This is a genomic window from Mycobacterium sp. IDUB_3 (genome assembly GCF_055419585.1).
This window is the reverse complement of the sequence record NZ_JBVAXZ010000001.1, coordinates 3,435,903-3,452,170: the sequence shown is the minus strand read 5'-3', so window position 1 is coordinate 3,452,170 and position 16,268 is coordinate 3,435,903. Positions and strand designations below refer to the sequence as shown.

General features: G+C 66.6%; 20 protein-coding genes. 6 read left to right on the top strand and 14 right to left on the bottom strand.

Going from position 1 to position 16,268, the window contains the following annotated elements; all coding sequences use genetic code 11:
• Nucleotides 1-3 precede the first annotated feature (3 nt).
• From ACZYVJ_RS15970 to ACZYVJ_RS15950, 5 genes are all read right to left on the bottom strand, one after another.
• Complete coding sequence (locus ACZYVJ_RS15970; RefSeq protein WP_463831912.1) at nt 4-945, bottom strand: class I SAM-dependent methyltransferase; 942 nt, start codon at nt 943-945, stop codon at nt 4-6.
• A gap of 76 nt (nt 946-1,021) precedes the next feature.
• Entirely contained in the window at nt 1,022-1,657 is a 636-nt protein-coding gene (locus tag ACZYVJ_RS15965) for a TetR/AcrR family transcriptional regulator (protein ID WP_463831911.1), read from the bottom strand.
• 2 nt (nt 1,658-1,659) lie between these two features.
• Entirely contained in the window at nt 1,660-2,652 is a 993-nt protein-coding gene (locus ACZYVJ_RS15960; protein WP_463831910.1) for a pirin family protein, read from the bottom strand.
• Nucleotides 2,653-2,800: 148 nt separating this feature from the next.
• The gene (locus ACZYVJ_RS15955) at nt 2,801-3,349 is read right to left on the bottom strand and encodes a Dps family protein (RefSeq protein ID WP_463831909.1); all 549 of its coding nucleotides are present in this window, start codon (nt 3,347-3,349) and stop codon (nt 2,801-2,803) included.
• A gap of 89 nt (nt 3,350-3,438) precedes the next feature.
• Nucleotides 3,439-4,350: a DNA-3-methyladenine glycosylase family protein gene (locus ACZYVJ_RS15950; protein ID WP_463831908.1), complete on the bottom strand. Its 912-nt coding sequence runs from the start codon at nt 4,348-4,350 to the stop codon at nt 3,439-3,441.
• A 60-nt stretch (nt 4,351-4,410) separates the two neighbouring features.
• Here ACZYVJ_RS15950 and ACZYVJ_RS15945 point away from each other — a divergent pair, with 60 nt between their 5' ends.
• Complete coding sequence (locus ACZYVJ_RS15945; protein WP_463831907.1) at nt 4,411-4,812, top strand: nuclear transport factor 2 family protein; 402 nt, start codon at nt 4,411-4,413, stop codon at nt 4,810-4,812.
• On the opposite strand, the gene ACZYVJ_RS15940 is transcribed toward ACZYVJ_RS15945, so the two are convergent.
• The 4 genes from ACZYVJ_RS15940 to ACZYVJ_RS15925 form a co-directional block, all read right to left on the bottom strand.
• Nucleotides 4,806-5,186, bottom strand: a complete 381-nt coding sequence (locus tag ACZYVJ_RS15940) for a DUF427 domain-containing protein (protein WP_463831906.1) — start codon at nt 5,184-5,186, stop codon at nt 4,806-4,808. The two genes, ACZYVJ_RS15945 and ACZYVJ_RS15940, sit on opposite strands and share 7 nt — an antisense overlap.
• Nucleotides 5,187-5,235: 49 nt before the next feature.
• On the bottom strand, nt 5,236-6,063 hold the full coding sequence (locus tag ACZYVJ_RS15935) for a class I SAM-dependent methyltransferase (RefSeq protein ID WP_463833015.1): 828 nt from the start codon (nt 6,061-6,063) through the stop codon (nt 5,236-5,238).
• Nucleotides 6,064-6,143: 80 nt separating this feature from the next.
• Complete coding sequence (locus tag ACZYVJ_RS15930; RefSeq protein ID WP_463831905.1) at nt 6,144-7,160, bottom strand: NAD-dependent epimerase/dehydratase family protein; 1,017 nt, start codon at nt 7,158-7,160, stop codon at nt 6,144-6,146.
• Nucleotides 7,157-7,663: a nuclear transport factor 2 family protein gene (locus ACZYVJ_RS15925; protein WP_463831904.1), complete on the bottom strand. Its 507-nt coding sequence runs from the start codon at nt 7,661-7,663 to the stop codon at nt 7,157-7,159. Before ACZYVJ_RS15925 ends, ACZYVJ_RS15930 begins: the two co-directional genes overlap by 4 nt.
• Nucleotides 7,664-7,751: 88 nt before the next feature.
• Here ACZYVJ_RS15925 and msrA point away from each other — a divergent pair, with 88 nt between their 5' ends.
• Entirely contained in the window at nt 7,752-8,264 is a 513-nt protein-coding gene (msrA, locus tag ACZYVJ_RS15920) for a peptide-methionine (S)-S-oxide reductase MsrA (protein WP_463831903.1), read from the top strand.
• Nucleotides 8,265-8,300: 36 nt separating this feature from the next.
• Here the strand turns inward: msrA and ACZYVJ_RS15915 are convergent, their stop codons facing one another.
• Nucleotides 8,301-9,620, bottom strand: a complete 1,320-nt coding sequence (locus tag ACZYVJ_RS15915; protein ID WP_463831902.1) for a cytochrome P450 — start codon at nt 9,618-9,620, stop codon at nt 8,301-8,303.
• A gap of 143 nt (nt 9,621-9,763) precedes the next feature.
• Between ACZYVJ_RS15915 and ACZYVJ_RS15910 the strand changes: the two genes are divergently transcribed.
• The gene (locus tag ACZYVJ_RS15910; RefSeq protein WP_463833014.1) at nt 9,764-10,381 is read left to right on the top strand and encodes a TetR/AcrR family transcriptional regulator; all 618 of its coding nucleotides are present in this window, start codon (nt 9,764-9,766) and stop codon (nt 10,379-10,381) included.
• A gap of 106 nt (nt 10,382-10,487) precedes the next feature.
• Nucleotides 10,488-10,700, top strand: a complete 213-nt coding sequence (locus tag ACZYVJ_RS15905; protein ID WP_067834587.1) for a TOBE domain-containing protein — start codon at nt 10,488-10,490, stop codon at nt 10,698-10,700.
• Between the two features lie 28 nt (nt 10,701-10,728).
• Here the strand turns inward: ACZYVJ_RS15905 and ACZYVJ_RS15900 are convergent, their stop codons facing one another.
• Entirely contained in the window at nt 10,729-11,616 is an 888-nt protein-coding gene (locus ACZYVJ_RS15900; protein WP_463831901.1) for an alpha/beta fold hydrolase, read from the bottom strand.
• 29 nt (nt 11,617-11,645) lie between these two features.
• Nucleotides 11,646-12,875: a sulfotransferase family protein gene (locus ACZYVJ_RS15895; protein WP_463831900.1), complete on the bottom strand. Its 1,230-nt coding sequence runs from the start codon at nt 12,873-12,875 to the stop codon at nt 11,646-11,648.
• A 28-nt stretch (nt 12,876-12,903) separates the two neighbouring features.
• On the opposite strand from ACZYVJ_RS15895, the gene ACZYVJ_RS15890 reads away from it, so the two are divergent.
• Together ACZYVJ_RS15890 and ACZYVJ_RS15885 are read left to right on the top strand one after the other, a co-directional pair.
• Nucleotides 12,904-13,479 carry a TetR/AcrR family transcriptional regulator gene (locus tag ACZYVJ_RS15890; RefSeq protein WP_463831899.1) on the top strand — a complete coding sequence of 192 codons (576 nt, stop codon included), beginning with the start codon at nt 12,904-12,906 and terminating at the stop codon, nt 13,477-13,479.
• Complete coding sequence (locus ACZYVJ_RS15885; RefSeq protein WP_463831898.1) at nt 13,476-14,579, top strand: DUF1214 domain-containing protein; 1,104 nt, start codon at nt 13,476-13,478, stop codon at nt 14,577-14,579. The genes ACZYVJ_RS15890 and ACZYVJ_RS15885 overlap by 4 nt, the downstream gene beginning before the upstream one ends.
• 83 nt (nt 14,580-14,662) lie before the next feature.
• Here ACZYVJ_RS15885 and ACZYVJ_RS15880 read toward each other — a convergent pair whose 3' ends face one another.
• Together ACZYVJ_RS15880 and ACZYVJ_RS15875 are read right to left on the bottom strand one after the other, a co-directional pair.
• On the bottom strand, nt 14,663-15,715 hold the full coding sequence (locus ACZYVJ_RS15880; protein ID WP_463831897.1) for an LLM class flavin-dependent oxidoreductase: 1,053 nt from the start codon (nt 15,713-15,715) through the stop codon (nt 14,663-14,665).
• A complete protein-coding gene (locus tag ACZYVJ_RS15875) occupies nt 15,715-16,239 on the bottom strand; it encodes an SRPBCC family protein (protein ID WP_463831896.1) in 525 nt (174 codons plus the stop codon). The genes ACZYVJ_RS15880 and ACZYVJ_RS15875 overlap by 1 nt, the downstream gene beginning before the upstream one ends.
• Nucleotides 16,240-16,268: the final 29 nt, after the last annotated feature.

Genomic DNA, 16,268 nt, shown 5'->3' with positions numbered 1-16,268 from the left:
CGGTCAGGCGGTGGGCTTGCCGAAACGCGCCCGCAGCAGTGTGCTGCGGACCGCCTCGTCGGTCAGGTCGTCGGGTACCGGACGGCCGAGTCGGGCCATCTCGTCGCGGTTGCTCACGCTGTGCACGTGCCAGCCGTGGTCGGCCAGCCATGCGGCGGCGTCCGAACGGTCCGGCTCGTGGTAGGTCAGCGCCTGGACGTTGACGTCCAGCCCGAGCCGGTCGCGCATCCGCAGCCAGCGCTGCGAGTTGCTCCGGGAATTCATGCCGAACATTTCGATGGCGATCTGGCTGTCCGGCGCGCTGAGCGCGGTGACCATCTCGAAAAGCCGGTCCTGAGCGTCGCTGGGCAGATATGGGAGCAGCCCTTCTGCCAGCCAGGCGGTCGGTTGGGTGCGGTCGAATCCGGCGGCGGCCAGCGCCGCGGGCCAATCCTCACGCAGGTCCACCGCGACCGGGTGGCGGATGGCGGACGGCGTCGCGCCGTGCCGCCGCAGGATGCCGGCCTTGTACTCCAGCACCTGGGGCTGATCGATCTCGTAGACCGTGGTGCCGGCCGGCCAGTCCAACCGGTACGCCCTGGAGTCGAGCCCGGCGGCCAGGATCACCACCTGCCGGATGCCGGCGGCGACAGCGTTCGCGAAGTACTCGTCGAAGAAGTGGGTGCGCACGGCCTGATAGTCGATGCCGCATCGATGGGAGCGCTGTCCGTGCTCGTCACCGTCGAGCCAGCCGAGCTCCGGGTCGGCCAGGCGCGCCCATGCCGGGCCGGCCGACGAGACCAGCAGGCGCGCGAAGTCGTCGCGGATCAGCGGATCGGGCCCGGCGGTTTCTGCGGCACGCGACGCGGCGACGCCCAGCGCGGTGGCGCCGACGAGTTCAGTGATTGTCCAGCTGTCGCCGGCAGACCGTACGGAAGGCGGTAACGAGGCATCCAGGTCAGTCATATCCCGCCCATGATACCGGGATAAGTTAGTTAGCCTATACGCTTTGTGCGCAACTTCACTATGGCGAGAAAGCGCGTCAGTCCTCGCCCTTGTGGAATGCGCGTTCCAGCAACCGGCGCATCACTCCGGTCAGCGCGAGCAGGTTCTCCGGGCTCTCGACGTAGCCCGCATACAGACCGACCCCGCAGACGAGCACGAGCAGCGCCTCGGCCAGCACCGTCGCGTCCACGTCGGCCACGATTTCGCCGCGCTCGATCGCCGCGCTGATGACACTCAGCAGAAATTCCCGGCTCATGCGTATGGAATCGTTATCGGTTGCTGTCAAATCCGGATGTCGCTGCGATTCGAGTACACTGCTGATTAGAAACGCCGATCCGGCAGGGTTCTTCGAATTTGCTCTGGTCGCTTCGTAGATGAATGCTGTCAACTGCGCCACCAGCGTCGTCTCGCGTTCGGCTTGTTTGATACCCGCCCCGATGACGAATTTGTTTGTGTCATCCAGGACCTCCCGATAAAGCGCCCGCTTGCTCGAGAAGTAATGGTTGATCGCAGGCCGGGTCAGGTCCGCGCGCGCCGCGATGGCCTGGAAGGTCGCGCCGTCGTAGCCGCGCTCGCTGAACACCAAACGAGCAGCTTGGATGATCCGCTGCCGCGTCTCGTCGGCCTTCGCGGCAGGCGGCCGTCCTGGCCTGCGGTTCCCCCGTGGAAGCATTGCTAAAGTGTGCCACCCCCGTGGTGCGGCATTAGCGCATTTGGCGGAATGCTGCCAAATTTCCCGGCTTGGTAGTCCTCGAGCGCCTCGATCAATTCCGCACGAGTGTTCATCACGAAAGGCCCGTAGTGGAATACCGGCTCGCGAATCGGTCGCCCGCCCAGAAGCAGCAAATCAATGGCACCGTGAACGGGTGTCCGGCCGGAATCCTGGACCTGCCGGGCTCCCACGGTGATCCGATCCCCGGGTCCCAGGACCGCTAGCTGGCCCTGGTGGGTCGGATGAGCGACCGGGCCGACGTAACCGCTGCCGGACAACACATAAACCAGCGCATTGAAGTCGCGACGCCAGGGGATGTTGAGCTGGGCCCCGTTCTCGATGGTTACGTGCGCCATGGTGATCGGGGTATGGGTGACGCCGGGGCCCCGGTGTCCGTCGATGTCGCCGGCGATGATGCGGATCAGCGCTCCGCCGTCCTCGGAGGCGAGCAACGCGGCGTCGCCGCCTTCGATGGACTGATACCGCGGTGGCGCGAACTTGTCTTTCTTGGGCAGGTTCACCCAGAGCTGGACGCCATGGAAGAGCCCTCCGCTGTCGACCAGCTCGGCCGGCGGCGTCTCGATGTGCAGGATGCCCGAGCCTGCCGTCATCCACTGTGTCGCGCCGTCGGCGATCAGGCCGCCACCACCGTGCGAGTCCTGGTGCGCGAACTTCCCATCGAGCATGTAGGTGACCGTCTCGAAGCCGCGGTGCGGATGCCAGTCGGTGCCCCGGGGCTCCCCCGGCTGGTACTCGACCTCGCCCATCTGGTCCATGTGCACGAAGGGATCCAGCGCGGCCGTGCTGACTCCCGCGAAAGCGCGCACCACCGGGAAACCCTCGCCTTCGTAGCCGCGAGGGCCGGTGGTGATCGATCGGACCGGCCGCTCGGTATCGGCGGGGCCGGGACCGCTGACTCGTGGCAACGTCAGCGTATTAGCCGTAACTGCAGGCATCTGGCCTCCTCATATAGCAGATGCCCTATATAACCGGACTAGAGTCCACTTATTCCGCAGAGCGCGAGCGTCGTGCTGACCCAAGGCATTCGCCCCGGCCTGCGGGTGCCGGGGCGAATGCGCGGCGTCCAGCCCGGAGCCGGGCTACTCAGGATTTGCCACGAGCGCTGCTAGCGGCATCCTTCTCGGTGCTCTTGCCCTTGTGCGCCAGCTCGCCGCCGGCGCTTTCCAGGTGCGCCCGGACGAACCATTGGAACTTCTCCAACTGTCCCGCCTGGCCGATCAGCAGGTCCTGGGTCACCTGGTCGAGTTCGTCTGTCTCCTCGATGTATTGACGGATGTCCTCGATGACACCGGTGTAGACGAGGTCCAGCGCGGCCAGGTGCGCCTGGACCGTGTCGCGGCCGACCGAGTAGTCGTCCCAAGAGCGGTCCTTGATGATGGCACCGGGCGTTCCTTGCGGCGAAGCACCAAGGGCCGCAATGCGTTCGGCCACATCGTCGGCGAATGCGCGGACGGCGTCCACTTGCGGGTCGATCATCTCGTGTACGCCGATGAAGTTGGGGCCAACCACGTTCCAGTGAATGTGCTTCAGCGTCAGATGAAGATCGTTGTAGGTGCTCAGTTGCTTTTGCAGCAGCTCGGTGAGCCGCGCTGCCTGCTTGTCGGTCAATCCCGGAATGGTGAACTGAGTCATCGCTTCTTTCCTAGCTTCCTTCCATGAGGTTCACACACGGTTATCTGCCCCGTTGAGTACCCGATGGCCAAGTTGAAAAACGCGACGGATCAAAGCGAGTGGATTTGCTGCACCGGTAGCCGAGGTCCACGGCGGGGTTCGTATGCCAGCCCGCTGGCTTCGAGCAGCCGGACCACGCGCTGGCGGTGCGGGCGTATCGGCTCGAGCAGTTCGACCATGCCCGCGTCGTCGACGGGCCGGCCCAGCAACGTCCAGCCGATCATTTTGGGAATGTGGTAGTCGCCCACCGACACGGCGTCGGCGTCGCCGAAGGCGCGTTGTGCGGTCTCGGCGGCGGTCCACTCCCCCACCCCCGGCAGCGACGTCAACGCCTCACGCGCCTGCGCCGTCGGCCACGACACCAGCCGTTCCAGCGACGGTGCCCGCCGCGCACAGGTCACCACGGCCTGCGCCCGCCGCGGATCGACGTTGGCGCGATGAAACTCCCACGACGGGATGCTCCGCCACACCTGCGCCGGTGGCATGACCCGCATCCCATCCGGCGCCGGTCCCGGTGCCGGCGTCCCGTACTTCGACACCAGCACCCGCCATGAGCGAAACGCATCGGCGCCGGGTACCCGCTGCTCGATGATCGCCGGGATCAGGGCCTCCAGCACCAGCCCGGTGCGACCCAGGCGCAGGTGCGGAACCCGGTGGTGGGCGGCGGCAACCGTCGGATGCCGCGGCACGAAGTCCGAGGCGTCGTCCTCGAAACCCAGCATGGCGGGCAGCATTTCGATGAACTCCTGCGCGCCGCCGCCCCATGCCGCACCGTGCGCGGCATTGGGCCCGACGCGGCTGATCCGGGCCGTCACGGGCCCGCTGGGCAGCAGGCTGGTGCGCCAGATCGAGCCGTCGCCGGGCGCCCGGAAGCACGGATCCCCGAGGCCGCGGCGAAGGGGCGCCAACGTGTGCCCGAAGCTGACCGCTCCGGGAAACACGACCGTGCGCGCGGTCTGCACCTGATGACTCTCCGACTGTTCTGATTGACCGTGAACTGCGTCCCAAGTCAATATTGCGTTGTGATGACGCCGTTCGATGACCCGCAGGGCGAATTGGCCTGGATGTTCCTGCAGAGCACCAGCGACGGCGGCGATCTCGACGAGGGCTTCGCCCTGCTCAGTGACGACTTCACCTATTGGACGCTCTACACGCGCACTGCCTGCGACAAGGACGCATTTCGGCGTGGGGTCGAGCGGCGCAAACAAGAACTCGAACTGACCATCGACCTGGTGCGCTGCGTCAACGAGGGGGAGACCGTGGTGGTGGAGGCGCAGGCCACCGGAACCACGTCCGGTGGCGTCGAGTACGACAGCCCGTTCGTGTGCATCTTCGACACCCGCGACGGGCTGATCGTCTCGATGCGCCTGTACAGCGATACCCGCGCTGTAGCGGCCGCGCTTCCCGGGTGGATCCCCTACTGAGCCGAAACGCTGATGTCGGCCTTGTTGGGGTAGAACGCGACGTGCCCGGCAATCTTCTCGACCGCCGGATACGGCTGTTCGTAGGTCCAGATCACGTCCTCGACGGTGTCACCGGCCGAGGTGGTGACGCTGTAGTAGCTGGCGTCGCCCTTGAAGGGGCAATACGTGCTGGTGTCCGTCCTAGTGAGCCGGTCCCGTACCACATCGGCGATCGGAATATATTGCACCGCAGGCAAAGTGGCTTCGCGCAGTTCCAGAGCCGCCGTGGTGTCGGCGACGAGCTCGCCGTTGACGCGTACCTGCACCCGCCCCTTGGTCGGTTCGATGGTGATCGGGTGCCCGGCGCTGGGTTCTTTGATTTCCGGGTGGGCCATGATGGTTCCTCCTTCAGACGCCTATCAGGATTGCAACGCGCGTCCGTGGTCAGTGCTTCCCGTCCGGCGGACCGAATGCGTAGCGGTGGTACTGCGCCATGTTCGCAGCCGCCTGAACATGCGACATGACCCTGCCCAGCGCGCGGGATGACCGCGGCAACTGCGCAAACGTGTACGACTCAAACCATCGTTGCCAGGCCAGCAGCCGCACCCCTGGCACGGCTTCGACGATGTCGTCGGGCCCGTTAATCGCCCAGCGCAGCGTGGACCCCGATCGTCGCACCACGGTGTTGAGCCACTGCGACTTGATCCCGAGCCAATTGAACGCGTCGAATTGCAGCTCACCCGAACCGAACCGGGCGACCACCCGGCGCAGCAGCGCGGTGCCGTCCTGCTCGGTGAGATACATGGTCAGCCCCTCCCCGATCATCAGCGTGGGACGGTCGGCCGGGATTTCCGCCAGCCACGCCGGGTCGGTGACCGAGGCGGCGACGACGCGATAATGATCGCGGCTCGGGTAAAGCTGGGTGCGCAGAGCTGCGACCTCGGGATAGTCGACGTCGTACCACTCCACGTCCGGACCCGGCTGCAAGCGGAAAAATCGGCTGTCCAGGCCGCAACCCAGGTGCAGCACGACCGAACGCGGATGCGCGGCAAGGAATTCGCGGGTCCACCGGTCGAAGTGCGCCGACCGGGTGGTCACCGACGGCGCCCGCCGCGGCGTGATGGTCGTTTTCTTCCAGTCGTAGTCGATGCGCTCGACGATCTCCTTCGCATACCGATCGCCCAGGATCGGTTTCGGGAAATCGGCGTCCAGCGCCTTGGCGTAGAACGTCGCCAGCATGGTCTGGGGCGTCCCAGTGAGATCGACGGGCACTCGCGCGGTAGTCACACCGCCCGAGGCTAGTCCCAGACCAAGCGCCCGCGCCGCGTCCTGAACGGCGGTCGGCGTGGTGTTCAGCCTGGAGTTGTGCTCCTGCCTTTGGCATCTCGCATCGCGGCCCAGAACCGGGCCGCCTCACGGATGGATTCCTCGACCGGGCGCGGCTGCCAGCCCAATTCGCGGACGGCCTTGCTGTGGTCGACGGGTGCCTCGGCACGCATCATGCGCACCGACGCCAGGCTGAGTTCGGCGTCCTTGCCGGTCAGGCGCGCCCGCAGGTCGCCCAGCGCGCCCAGCGCGTACAGCACCGGGACCGAGATAGAGCGCCGCGGCTCCGGCACACCGGCTTCGTCGGCCGCGATCCGGACCACCTCTTTCAACGCGATCATCCGCTCCGAGATCAGGTACCGCTCGCCGATCCGCCCGTGTTCGGCGGCCAGGATCATCGCCCGGGCGGCGTCGGTGACACCGACGACTTCGAGCTGGATGCCCTCCATCGTGAAGGGCAGCTTGCCGAAGACCGCTCCGGCGATGAACGCACCGTGCGGGGTGCGGCCCCAGTCGCCGCTGCCGTACGTGGTCGAGACGCACATCGCCACCGCGGGCAGCCCGGCCTCCGCCACGTAGCGCATCACCAGGTTCTCGGCCTGGACCCGGGACTGGACGTAGTCCGACAACCCGCGGGTGCCGACGATGTCCTCTTCGGTCGCGACGTGTCCGTGGCGCCGGCCCACGGTCGCGTAGGTGCTGGTGAAGATGAAGCGGCGGAGGTCGGGTTGCGCGACGGCCACGTCGAGAACGTTGCGCAGCCCTTCGACGTTGGTGCGAAACAGCGGCGCGGTATCGCGCAGCCACGCCCGGGTGTCCACGACGCAGTAGTAGACGTCGTCGACACCGTCCATCGCCTCCTGCAACACGGTGTCGAACACGTCGCCGTGAAACCGGGTCAGCGCAAGGTCATCGATGGCGCGGGTATTGGCGGTCGGCCGCACCATCGCCCGGACTTCCGCGCCGTCGGCGACGAGCTGCCGGGTCACATGCGAACCCAGAAAACCGTTGGCACCGATCACAAGTTTCGGTTTGGTGGTCACCGGCCCCCTCCGAACTGCTCCATGAAACGCGCGGCGTCCTCATCGAGGGTGCCGAGCTCCTGGGCCTTGCGGCACCATTTCAACGTCGCCTGCACGAAGCGCAGCGGGTTGTAGATGTCTTCCTGCTGACGCCACAGGCCGTCGCCGGCGTAGGTGATGATCGAGATGTTCGTCGCACCGATGACGGTGCCATCACCGGGATCGCGCATCGGGTTGTCGAGTTCCATGATGATGCGCCCCGTGGGCTCGTCGATCACCGACCACAGCGACGGGAACGCGACCATGTGGCTGCCGGGAAAGGTGCCCATCGTCTTGCCGATCCACTCGCGGACCTCGTCGCGGCCGTGCATGGTGCCGGCCGCGTGTTCGATGTACAAGACGTCGGGTGTGTAGTGCTGGACCCACGCGTCCCAGTCCTGCGATTGCGCCGCTGCATCGACGGTCGCTTCGAATTTTTCGAAGGCGGCGGCTAGTTCGCTACGCGAGAACTTCGGCGTGCTCATGATTTCGCGGCACCGTTGCAGCTCATCGGCGGAGTGTAACCTGAACTTGTTCTTGCCCGAGTTGCTGGCCGGTTATGGAGGACGAACGATGACCAACCAGAAAGCGATTCTCGCCGGCGGCTGCTTTTGGGGGATGCAGGAACTGATCCGCAAGCAGCCGGGCGTGGTTTCGACCCGGGTCGGTTACACCGGCGGCGACGTCCCCAATGCGACCTACCGCAACCACGGCACCCACGCCGAGGCGATCGAGATCGTCTATGACCCGGCGGTCACCGACTACCGCGCGATGCTGGAGTTCTTCTTCCAGATCCACGATCCGACAACGAAAGACCGGCAGGGCAACGACCGGGGACCCAGTTACCGGTCGGCCATCTTCTATCTCGACGACGACCAGAAGCGGATCGCGCTGGACACCATCGCCGACGTCGAGGCGTCCGGGCTGTGGCCCGGCAAGGTAGTGACCGAGGTCAGCCCGGCCGGCGACTTCTGGGAAGCCGAGCCCGAACACCAGGACTACCTGCAGCACTATCCCAGCGGATACACTTGCCACTTCATCCGCCCGGGCTGGAAGCTGCCGCGCCGCGCGCCCTTGAATCAGTAGCGACCGGGCTCCTGCCCGGCACGGTGCGGCGCGAGTTCAGCGCCGCCGCACCACAATCCGGCCGCCGTCCTTGGGCGTGAACGCGACCCCGCGGCCATGCCACCGTTCTCCGGGCGCATCCGTAGTCTCAATCATGAAGTGGCGCAAGACCGTTCGAAGGACGACGTCCATCTCCATGTTCGCGAACGCCGCCCCGACACAGCGCCGGGTCCCGCCACCGAACGGAATCCATGACAACGCAGCCGGCTTGGTTCCGATGAAGCGTTGGGGGTCGAAACGATCGGGATCGGGGAACACGTCGGGATTGCTGTGGATCTGGCCGATTCCGACGATGATCGAATCGCCACGCGGGATCACCCACTCACCGAGGCGGAAGGCCTCGGGGTAGACGTGGCGACCGGCGAGGTCGATCACCGTCCTGGCCCGCTGGACCTCCAAGATGGTGGCCTGACGCAGCTCACTGCCGCCGTTGTCGGCCTCCTCGACGAGCGCCTCGAGCAGGTCGGGGTGCCGGCTTATCCGCTCGAACGCCCAGCCCAGCGTGGATGCGGTGGTTTCGTGTCCGGCCGCCAGCAGGGTGAGCAGCTCGTCGCCAATGTCCTTGCGCGACATGGCGGAACCGTCTTCGTAGGTGGTGCGCAGCAGCATCGCCAGGACGTCGGTGCGCTCGTCGAAGTTCGAATCGGCCCGCTCGTCGTCGATCAACGTGTCGATGACCCTGTCGTACCGGCGGCGCCATTCGGCCAGCCGGCCCCACGGGCTGTACCGGCCGTAGTCGCGTTTGGGCATCGGTACCGACGCCAACCGCGAGCCCAGGGTGACCCACGGTGGAATGAGCCGGCGCAGCTCGTCGAGCGCGGCACCCTCCGCGCCGAAAACCGCACGCAGGATGGCGTTCAGCGTGATCCGCATCATCGGCGGCAGCGTGGCGAATTGGCTGCCTTCGGGCCACTCGGCGATCTCGCGCAATGTCTCTTCTTCGATGATGCTCTCGTACTTCTTCATGCTCTTGCCGTGAAATGGCGGCGCCAACAGCCGGCGTCTTTGGCGATGCGCATCGCCCTCGAGCGCGAACACCGACCCGGTGCCGAACAGCCTGCCCAGGTTGGGTTGTATGTTGCCGAGCTCCTCGGGGCTGGTCGTGAAGATCTGCTTGGCCAATTGCGGGTCACCCACGGCGATGACGCGCCCGTACATCGGCAGGTTGAGCGTGAAGACATCGCCATGGCGGCGCGCGAGCCGCTGGATCATCCAGCGCCGTGACATCGCGAAGCCAAGGCCCTGAAGCGCCTTGGGAATTCGCGCGGCCGGAGGCAGTTTGACGGCCGTCGGCGGGGCGGCGACTTGTTGGCTCATGACGACGGCTTCTCCCAACGTCTGCCCCGGCACCCGGGGTGGTACGGCGATGTACCGCAGCATCTTCCGAGTACGGTACTCTGAAGTACCAAGCCTGACAAGGTGCCGCACTCACCGAAAGGGGCGCCCGCGTGACACCAGCGGTGACAGCGACGGCCGCCGGCGCGGTCGCGGGCGATGCACCCGCCGAGCCGGATCCGTTTCGGCAACGGCTGCTCGACGGGCTCGCCACCTCCATCACCGAGCGCGGCTACCGCGCCAGCACGGTCGCCGACGTCGTCCGGTATGCCCGCACGTCCAAGCGCACCTTCTACGACCACTTCGCCGGCAAGGAAGAGTGCTTTCTCGAGCTGTTGGCCGTCGATATCGAGAACCTGGGCGCCACGATCACGGCCTCGGTCGATCCCGAGGCCGATTGGCACGTACAGATCCGCCAGGCCGTCGAGGCATATGTCGGATACATCGAGGCCCGGCCGGCCATCACGTTGAGCTGGATCCGCGAACTGCCCTCGCTGGGTGCGGCAGCTCGCCCGGTCCAGCGTCGCGGACTGCAGTTGCTGACCAGCCTGCTGATCGACCTCAGCGCCAGTCCCGGATTCCGGCGCGCCGAACTGCCCCCGTTGACGGCGCCGTTGGCGGTAATCCTGTTGGGCGGCCTGCGGGAGCTGACCGCACTTGCGGTCGAAGACGCTAAACCGGTCCGAGAAATCGTGGAGCCGGCTGTGGATGCATCCGTAGCTCTGCTCGGCCCGCGCCATTAGGCCCGTTCGTCTCTGTAAGTGAAAGTCGCACAAGCCATTCAGGGCCCGGCCCCAGTAGGGCTAGGCTCACCGCAGACCCACCCGTTCCGACTTGGAGGATCCAGCGATGCGGCTATCGACCCGAAACCAGCTCAGGGGGACCATCACCGAGGTCGAACTCGGCACCGTGATGGCCGTGGTGAAGGTGACGCTGGACGGCGGCGATCAGGTCGTCACGTCGTCAGTCACCAAGGATGCCGCGACCGACCTCGGCCTCAAGGTCGGCCAGCCGGCGACCGTGTTCATCAAGTCGACCGAAGTCACCATCGGCGTCGACTAGGGCCGGCACTGAAAAGCCCTTACCCGGCTTACTTTTCGGCGAGAAAGGCGCGGACCCGGTCCAGCACCAGATCGGGACGCTGGTCGACGATCCAATGGCCGACGCCATCGACCAGCTCGACCTCGAAATCATCGATGCGGTCCGCGTATCCGTCGGTGAGATCCGGGGTGATCACCGGATCTCTGGTGCCTGTCAGCCAGCGGACCGGGACGTCGACGCGGGCATCGTTGTATTGGCCGCGCATCCATTTGCGCATCTCTTTGGTCTGGAAGCTGCGGTACCACCGCGAACCGGCCTCCGCGTGGCCGGGCTGCTGCATGCACTCGAGGTACAAGCGGGTGTCATCGTCGGGCAGGGTGTAACCGCCACCGACCCATGACCCGAGCATCCGGACGAACCGCGAGTTGGGGTCGCTGATCACCCGCGGCCCGATGACCGGCAGCGAGATCGGGATCTGATACCAGAACCGCCAGATGTTGCGCAGCGTCGACAGGCTCGGCTTCACCCACGGCGCAACGGTATTCACGCCGAAAAACCCGGTCACCCGCTCCGGATGACGCAGCATCATGATGAACGCGACCGGGCCGCCCCAGTCGTGGGCCACCAGCTTGACCGTCGCGACGCCCAAGCGGTCCAGCACTCCGGCCAGATCGTCGGCCATCTCGTCCTTGGTGTAGCTGGTGCGTGGCGCCGAACTCCAGCCCGAGCCGCGCAGGTCCGGACACAACACCCGGTAGCCGTCGGCGGCCAGCGGCCCGATCAACTCGCGCCATTCCCACCAGTTCTGCGGGAAGCCGTGCACCAACATCACCGCCGGCCCGCTCGCCGGCCCCGCGTCCGCGACATGGATCGTCACGCCGCTTCCCAGATCGACGTACCTGTGTTCCACACCGTCCAGCGCGGGCATAGTGACCATGAGTTGAGAACGTAGCGGCTCAGAAGGGCTTAGGCCAGAAACCGCTCGACATACGGCGCGAAGCGCTCGCGCAGGTCGCCCTCGTCCAGCCCGAACATCTCGTAGGACGTCTCGACATTGCCCAGTCGCCCGCGCCGGTGGCCCGTCAGGTAGTCGCCGATGGCCGCGAGCGCCTCATCGGTGAACGGTTCCCCGGCCAGGGCGTATACCCGCTCGGCAACGCCGAGTTCATCCGCCATGAAGTCGTCGAACCGGATGTCGATCGAGCGGTCCGGACCGATGGTGTCGCGGTCGCGGATAAGCGCGGTGAGCATCTGGTCGAGGCGGTCGATCCATGAGTTGGCGATCTGCTCCACCGGCACCGGCGAGCGGTGCATGCGGGCGGAGTAGGTGATCATCGCGATCATCGACAGCGCTACCGGCACCGGGTCGCGATGGGTGAACACGACGATGCTGTCCGGGAACACCCGATTCAGGACGGGAACCTGCTCGAGATGCTGGGGCGATTTGAGCAGCCAGCGCCGTCCGCCGCGCAGGTACTGCATCGCCCGGAGTTGGGTGGCCAGGTATTGGTAGTGCGGCGTCTGATCGTGGGCCTGGTAGTAGTCACGCCAGCGAGGCACGTCGGCGAGCGTCTCCAGCAGCATGGTGGACACATCGTTGGCCAGCAGCTGGATCTCTTCGTGGACGTGGTCGGTGGTCATCTCGTGCATGAGGGGGAAATGCGGCATCACCGTGTTGATCACGCCTACCGCGACATCCATCCGGGTCCGCCGCGGATCGGGTTGCACGCCAACTTCATTCGGCATCGGGAATGGCTCGTTGCTTTCCCAGTACGGCATGGTGCGGAAGGTCGGCGGCGTGGCCAGCAGGTTGTGCAAGTGTGTGGTGCCGGTGCGCGGCAGCCCTGCGATGACCACCGGCGAGCGCAGTTCGATCCCGCTGATCTCGGGATGGCGAGTCAGCAGGTCGGTCAACAGCAGCCGGTTCTTGAGGACCTGCAGCAGTTGCCCATAGAAGTTGACCACCCCGGCGTCGTGCAACCCGTCGATCTCGCGCAGCGCGGCGAGGTAGACATCGAGGCGCTCGCGGTAGTCGCCGGGCCCGAAGTCGTGTAGGTCGGTGTCGGCGCTGGCATGGGCGTGCAGCGCGTCGGCATCCAGCGGGCACTGGGCGACCATCGAGGCCATCATGTCCAGAATCTGCTGACCCTCGGCGCTGAACCGGGGTGAGGCGAGGTCATCAAGGCGTACGGTCACGGCGACTTATGTTACTCTGAGTTTCGTAATGGTAGTGGATTTTGGTAGACCCCGTGACCCTCGAATCGACGCGGCGGTGTTGAGCGCGACGGTCGAACTGCTGGCCGACACCGGTTACCCCGGCTTACTGGTCTCCGCCATTGCCGAGCGCGCCGGCACCAGCAAGCCCGCGATTTATCGTCGCTGGCCCAGCAAGGCGCACCTGGTGCATGAGGCGGTGTTCCCGATCGGCGCCGGAACCGCCATCCCCGATACCGGGTCGACGGCCGACGGTCTGCGTGAGATGGTCCGCCGCACAATGGCTTTCCTCACCACGCCGGCGGCCAGGGCGGCCCTGCCGGGGCTGATCGGCGAGATGGCCGCGGATCCGACGCTGCATTCGGCGCTGCTGGAGCGCTTCGCCGGCGTCATCGGCGGCGGCCTCGCCGACTGGCTGGCGGCGGCCGCGGCGCGCGGTGAGGTGCGGCCGGACGTGACCGCCGCCGAACTGGCCGAGACCATCGCCGGCATCACGCTGGTAGCCCTGCTGACCCGCGCCACCGAACTCGATGATGCGTGGGTCGATCGCACCACCAGGTTGCTCCTGAAAGGAATCAGCGCATGACGCACCAATCGACCGAGGCGTGGCAGGAACTGCTGAAAACCCTTGGCGAGCTGGGTCACTCATTCCTCGAGGGTGACCGTGCGGTCACCGACGACCGCCACGTCGCCGACGGCTACCGCATGCTGGCCGCCACCCTGGGCGTGGCCCTGGACGCCTACCTGTTCCCCGAGCCGGGCCGGCCGCAGTTCGTAGCGGTCAACACGCCCTTTCGCCGGGACCGCCGCTGGGGTGGGGACAACACCGACGCCTACTACTTCCTCTGCCCGATCGATCCCGCGCGCCGGTACCGGATCAGCGGGAACAAGGGTGACAGCGTGTACTTTTCGGTGACGGCCTACAACGAGCCGACGCGGGGCGCCTGGTCGGATCGGGTCGTCGCGATCGTCCGCGACACCGACCTCGATATCGGCGCCGACGGCAACTTCACCTTCGAATTTCCCGCCACGCCCGACGCGGCCGTGCTGATGACCCGCGACTATCAGGCCGATCCCCTGACCGGGCGCCCGGTGACCTGGCACATCGAGGCGCTCGACGAGCCCGACCCGATCCGGCACGGTGACGCCGAGACCGCGGCGAGCCTGCGCGCCGCCGCCACCTGGTTGCGGACCATGTTCGCCATCGTGCCGCTGGCGGTCGGAGACCGGGTCGACGAACAACACGCCCTGGGGCACGAAACCGCCCATGCTGCCAACGCTTTCGCCGATCCCTATCAGGTGCCGGATGCCAACTTCGGCTGGTCGGCGCGCGACGCCTGCTACTCCTACGGCAGTTTCGTGCTCGACGAGGACGAGGCGCTGGTGATCACGCACCGGCCGCCGTCATGCAGGTTCTGGAACCTGGTGGTGTGGAACCAGTTCATGGCGACGGTCGGGCCGGAGGATGCCCGGTGCTCCCTCAATGGCCACAGCGCCGTCCTCAACAGCGACGGTTCGGTGACGGTCATCTTGTCCGCCGCCGAGACGGCACACCCGAATTCGCTTACCACACTGGGCTATCCGCGCGGCAACCTGGCATTTCGTTGGTTCCTTGCCGACGGCGTGCCGCAGCTGCCCGAGGTGCAACTCGTCAAGGCGGCCGACGCTCCGACCGACACGCACTAAATCTCGACTCCACATTCGCGCCGAGCGCGTAACGAGGGCGAAAAAGCGCGAAAACCTCGCCATCAATGCATGTTCGGCGGTAGTTACCCGATCTCGCGGACCAGCTCGATCGCCCGGCCCAGCGTCTCCAGCTTGGCCTCCAGCGTGTCGCCCGCGGGGTACAGCCGCACGGTGTTCACGCCGGCGTCGCGCCACACCGCCAGGCGCGCGGAGACCATCTCCTCGGTCCCGATGAGCGTGGTGGCCAGCACCATCTCGTCGGTCACCAGGCCGGCCGCCCCGTCCCGGTCGCCGCTTTGCCAGCGCTCGCGCACCTCGGCGGTGACGTCTGCCCAGCCCTGCCGGCTGTAGGCCCGGTTGTAGAAATTCGTGCTCGACGATCCCATGCCGCCGAGGCTGAATGCCAGTTCCTTCTTGCGGCTCGCGACCATGCCCCGCAGCTCGTCTTCGTCTGCGGCGAAGGCGACTTCGGCGCCCTGACAGATGTCGATGTCGGCGCGGGTACGGTTCGCGGCTGCCAGCCCGTCGTCGAGGTGCGAGAAGTAGGCATCGCCGGCGCCCTCGGGGACAAAGCTGGTGCCCAGCCAGCCGTCGGCGACTCGTCCGGTCAAGCGCAGCATCGCCGGCGACAGGGCGGCCAGGTACACCGGAATGGGGTGCTCGGGGCGGGTCGACAACCGCATCGGCACCCCCTCGCCTCCTGGCCGGGGGATCTCGAATTCCTGTCCGGTATAAGATATTTTCCCGCCCGCAAATGCCTGCCGCACGACGTCGACCGTCTCGGCGATGCGTGCCAGCGGGCGGCTGAACGAGGCGCCGTGCAGGCCCTCGATCACCTGCGGGCCCGAGGCGCCCAACCCGAGCAGGAAACGCCCGTTCGACAAGTTGGACAGGGTGATCGCGGTCTGGGCGACCATCACCGGCGACCGGGTCCCGACCTGCAGCACGCCGGAGCCCAGCAGCATCCGCTCGGTGCGGGCCGCCAGGTAGCCCAGCGCCGATGGCGCATCCGCGCCCCAAGCCTCGGCCACCCAGCACACATCGAGGCCCAGCTTCTCCGCCTCGACGGCCAGTGCCACGACCTCAGCGGCCTCGCTCCCGGCACCGGACAGCTCGACCGTCGTGGCGGTCCGCATCAATGCACTCCGTGTTCGGCCAGCCGTTTGATCGCCGCCAGGGTCTTTCCGATCGCGCCCTCGAACTCACGCAGCCGCACGAACACGATCTTCTGCTCCTTGTCGGGCATCGACTCGATGGCCTCCGACAGGCCCGAGCGGCCCGGCCCCATCTGCATCCAGTAACTCAGGACGGTGCCGCCGTCGCGGGGCACCAGCTGGAATCGCCACATCGCCGCCGGGTTGTCGGGTTCGCCGACGGCCCAGGTGAATTCGTGCGGCTGATCGCAGGCGACGATCTGCGAGGTGGTGCTCCACTGCCCGAACGCCTCGTGCTCGTTGTGTCCGATGAAACGAGCGCCGACCCGCGGGCCGTTCGACCCCTCCGCCCATTCCACCGCCTTCAGCTCGCTGCTGAACGCGGGCATCAACGCGATATCGGAGACCAGGCTCCAGACCCGGGCCGGGTCGGCGTCGATCCACGTCGAAGCTTCCACTGTCGGGGTATCCGCATAGCGCGCGCCTGTCCATTCCACGGCCCTCATTGTCCCCCTGCCCCGGCTCGAGGCAAGGG

Coding starts and splice junctions, on each gene's coding strand:
- ACZYVJ_RS15880 (WP_463831897.1), bottom strand. CDS start 15,715: ATGCGGACCGCCACGACGGTCGAGCTGTCCGGTGCCGGGAGCGAGGCC.
- ACZYVJ_RS15900 (WP_463831901.1), bottom strand. CDS start 11,616: ATGGTCACTATGCCCGCGCTGGACGGTGTGGAACACAGGTACGTCGAT.
- ACZYVJ_RS15955 (WP_463831909.1), bottom strand. CDS start 3,349: ATGACTCAGTTCACCATTCCGGGATTGACCGACAAGCAGGCAGCGCGG.
- ACZYVJ_RS15915 (WP_463831902.1), bottom strand. CDS start 9,620: ATGAGCCAACAAGTCGCCGCCCCGCCGACGGCCGTCAAACTGCCTCCG.
- ACZYVJ_RS15965 (WP_463831911.1), bottom strand. CDS start 1,657: ATGCTTCCACGGGGGAACCGCAGGCCAGGACGGCCGCCTGCCGCGAAG.
- ACZYVJ_RS15925 (WP_463831904.1), bottom strand. CDS start 7,663: ATGAGCACGCCGAAGTTCTCGCGTAGCGAACTAGCCGCCGCCTTCGAA.
- ACZYVJ_RS15905 (WP_067834587.1), top strand. CDS start 10,488: ATGCGGCTATCGACCCGAAACCAGCTCAGGGGGACCATCACCGAGGTC.
- msrA (WP_463831903.1), top strand. CDS start 7,752: ATGACCAACCAGAAAGCGATTCTCGCCGGCGGCTGCTTTTGGGGGATG.
- ACZYVJ_RS15885 (WP_463831898.1), top strand. CDS start 13,476: ATGACGCACCAATCGACCGAGGCGTGGCAGGAACTGCTGAAAACCCTT.
- ACZYVJ_RS15890 (WP_463831899.1), top strand. CDS start 12,904: ATGGTAGTGGATTTTGGTAGACCCCGTGACCCTCGAATCGACGCGGCG.
- ACZYVJ_RS15940 (WP_463831906.1), bottom strand. CDS start 5,186: ATGGCCCACCCGGAAATCAAAGAACCCAGCGCCGGGCACCCGATCACC.
- ACZYVJ_RS15960 (WP_463831910.1), bottom strand. CDS start 2,652: ATGCCTGCAGTTACGGCTAATACGCTGACGTTGCCACGAGTCAGCGGT.
- ACZYVJ_RS15875 (WP_463831896.1), bottom strand. CDS start 16,239: ATGAGGGCCGTGGAATGGACAGGCGCGCGCTATGCGGATACCCCGACA.
- ACZYVJ_RS15970 (WP_463831912.1), bottom strand. CDS start 945: ATGACTGACCTGGATGCCTCGTTACCGCCTTCCGTACGGTCTGCCGGC.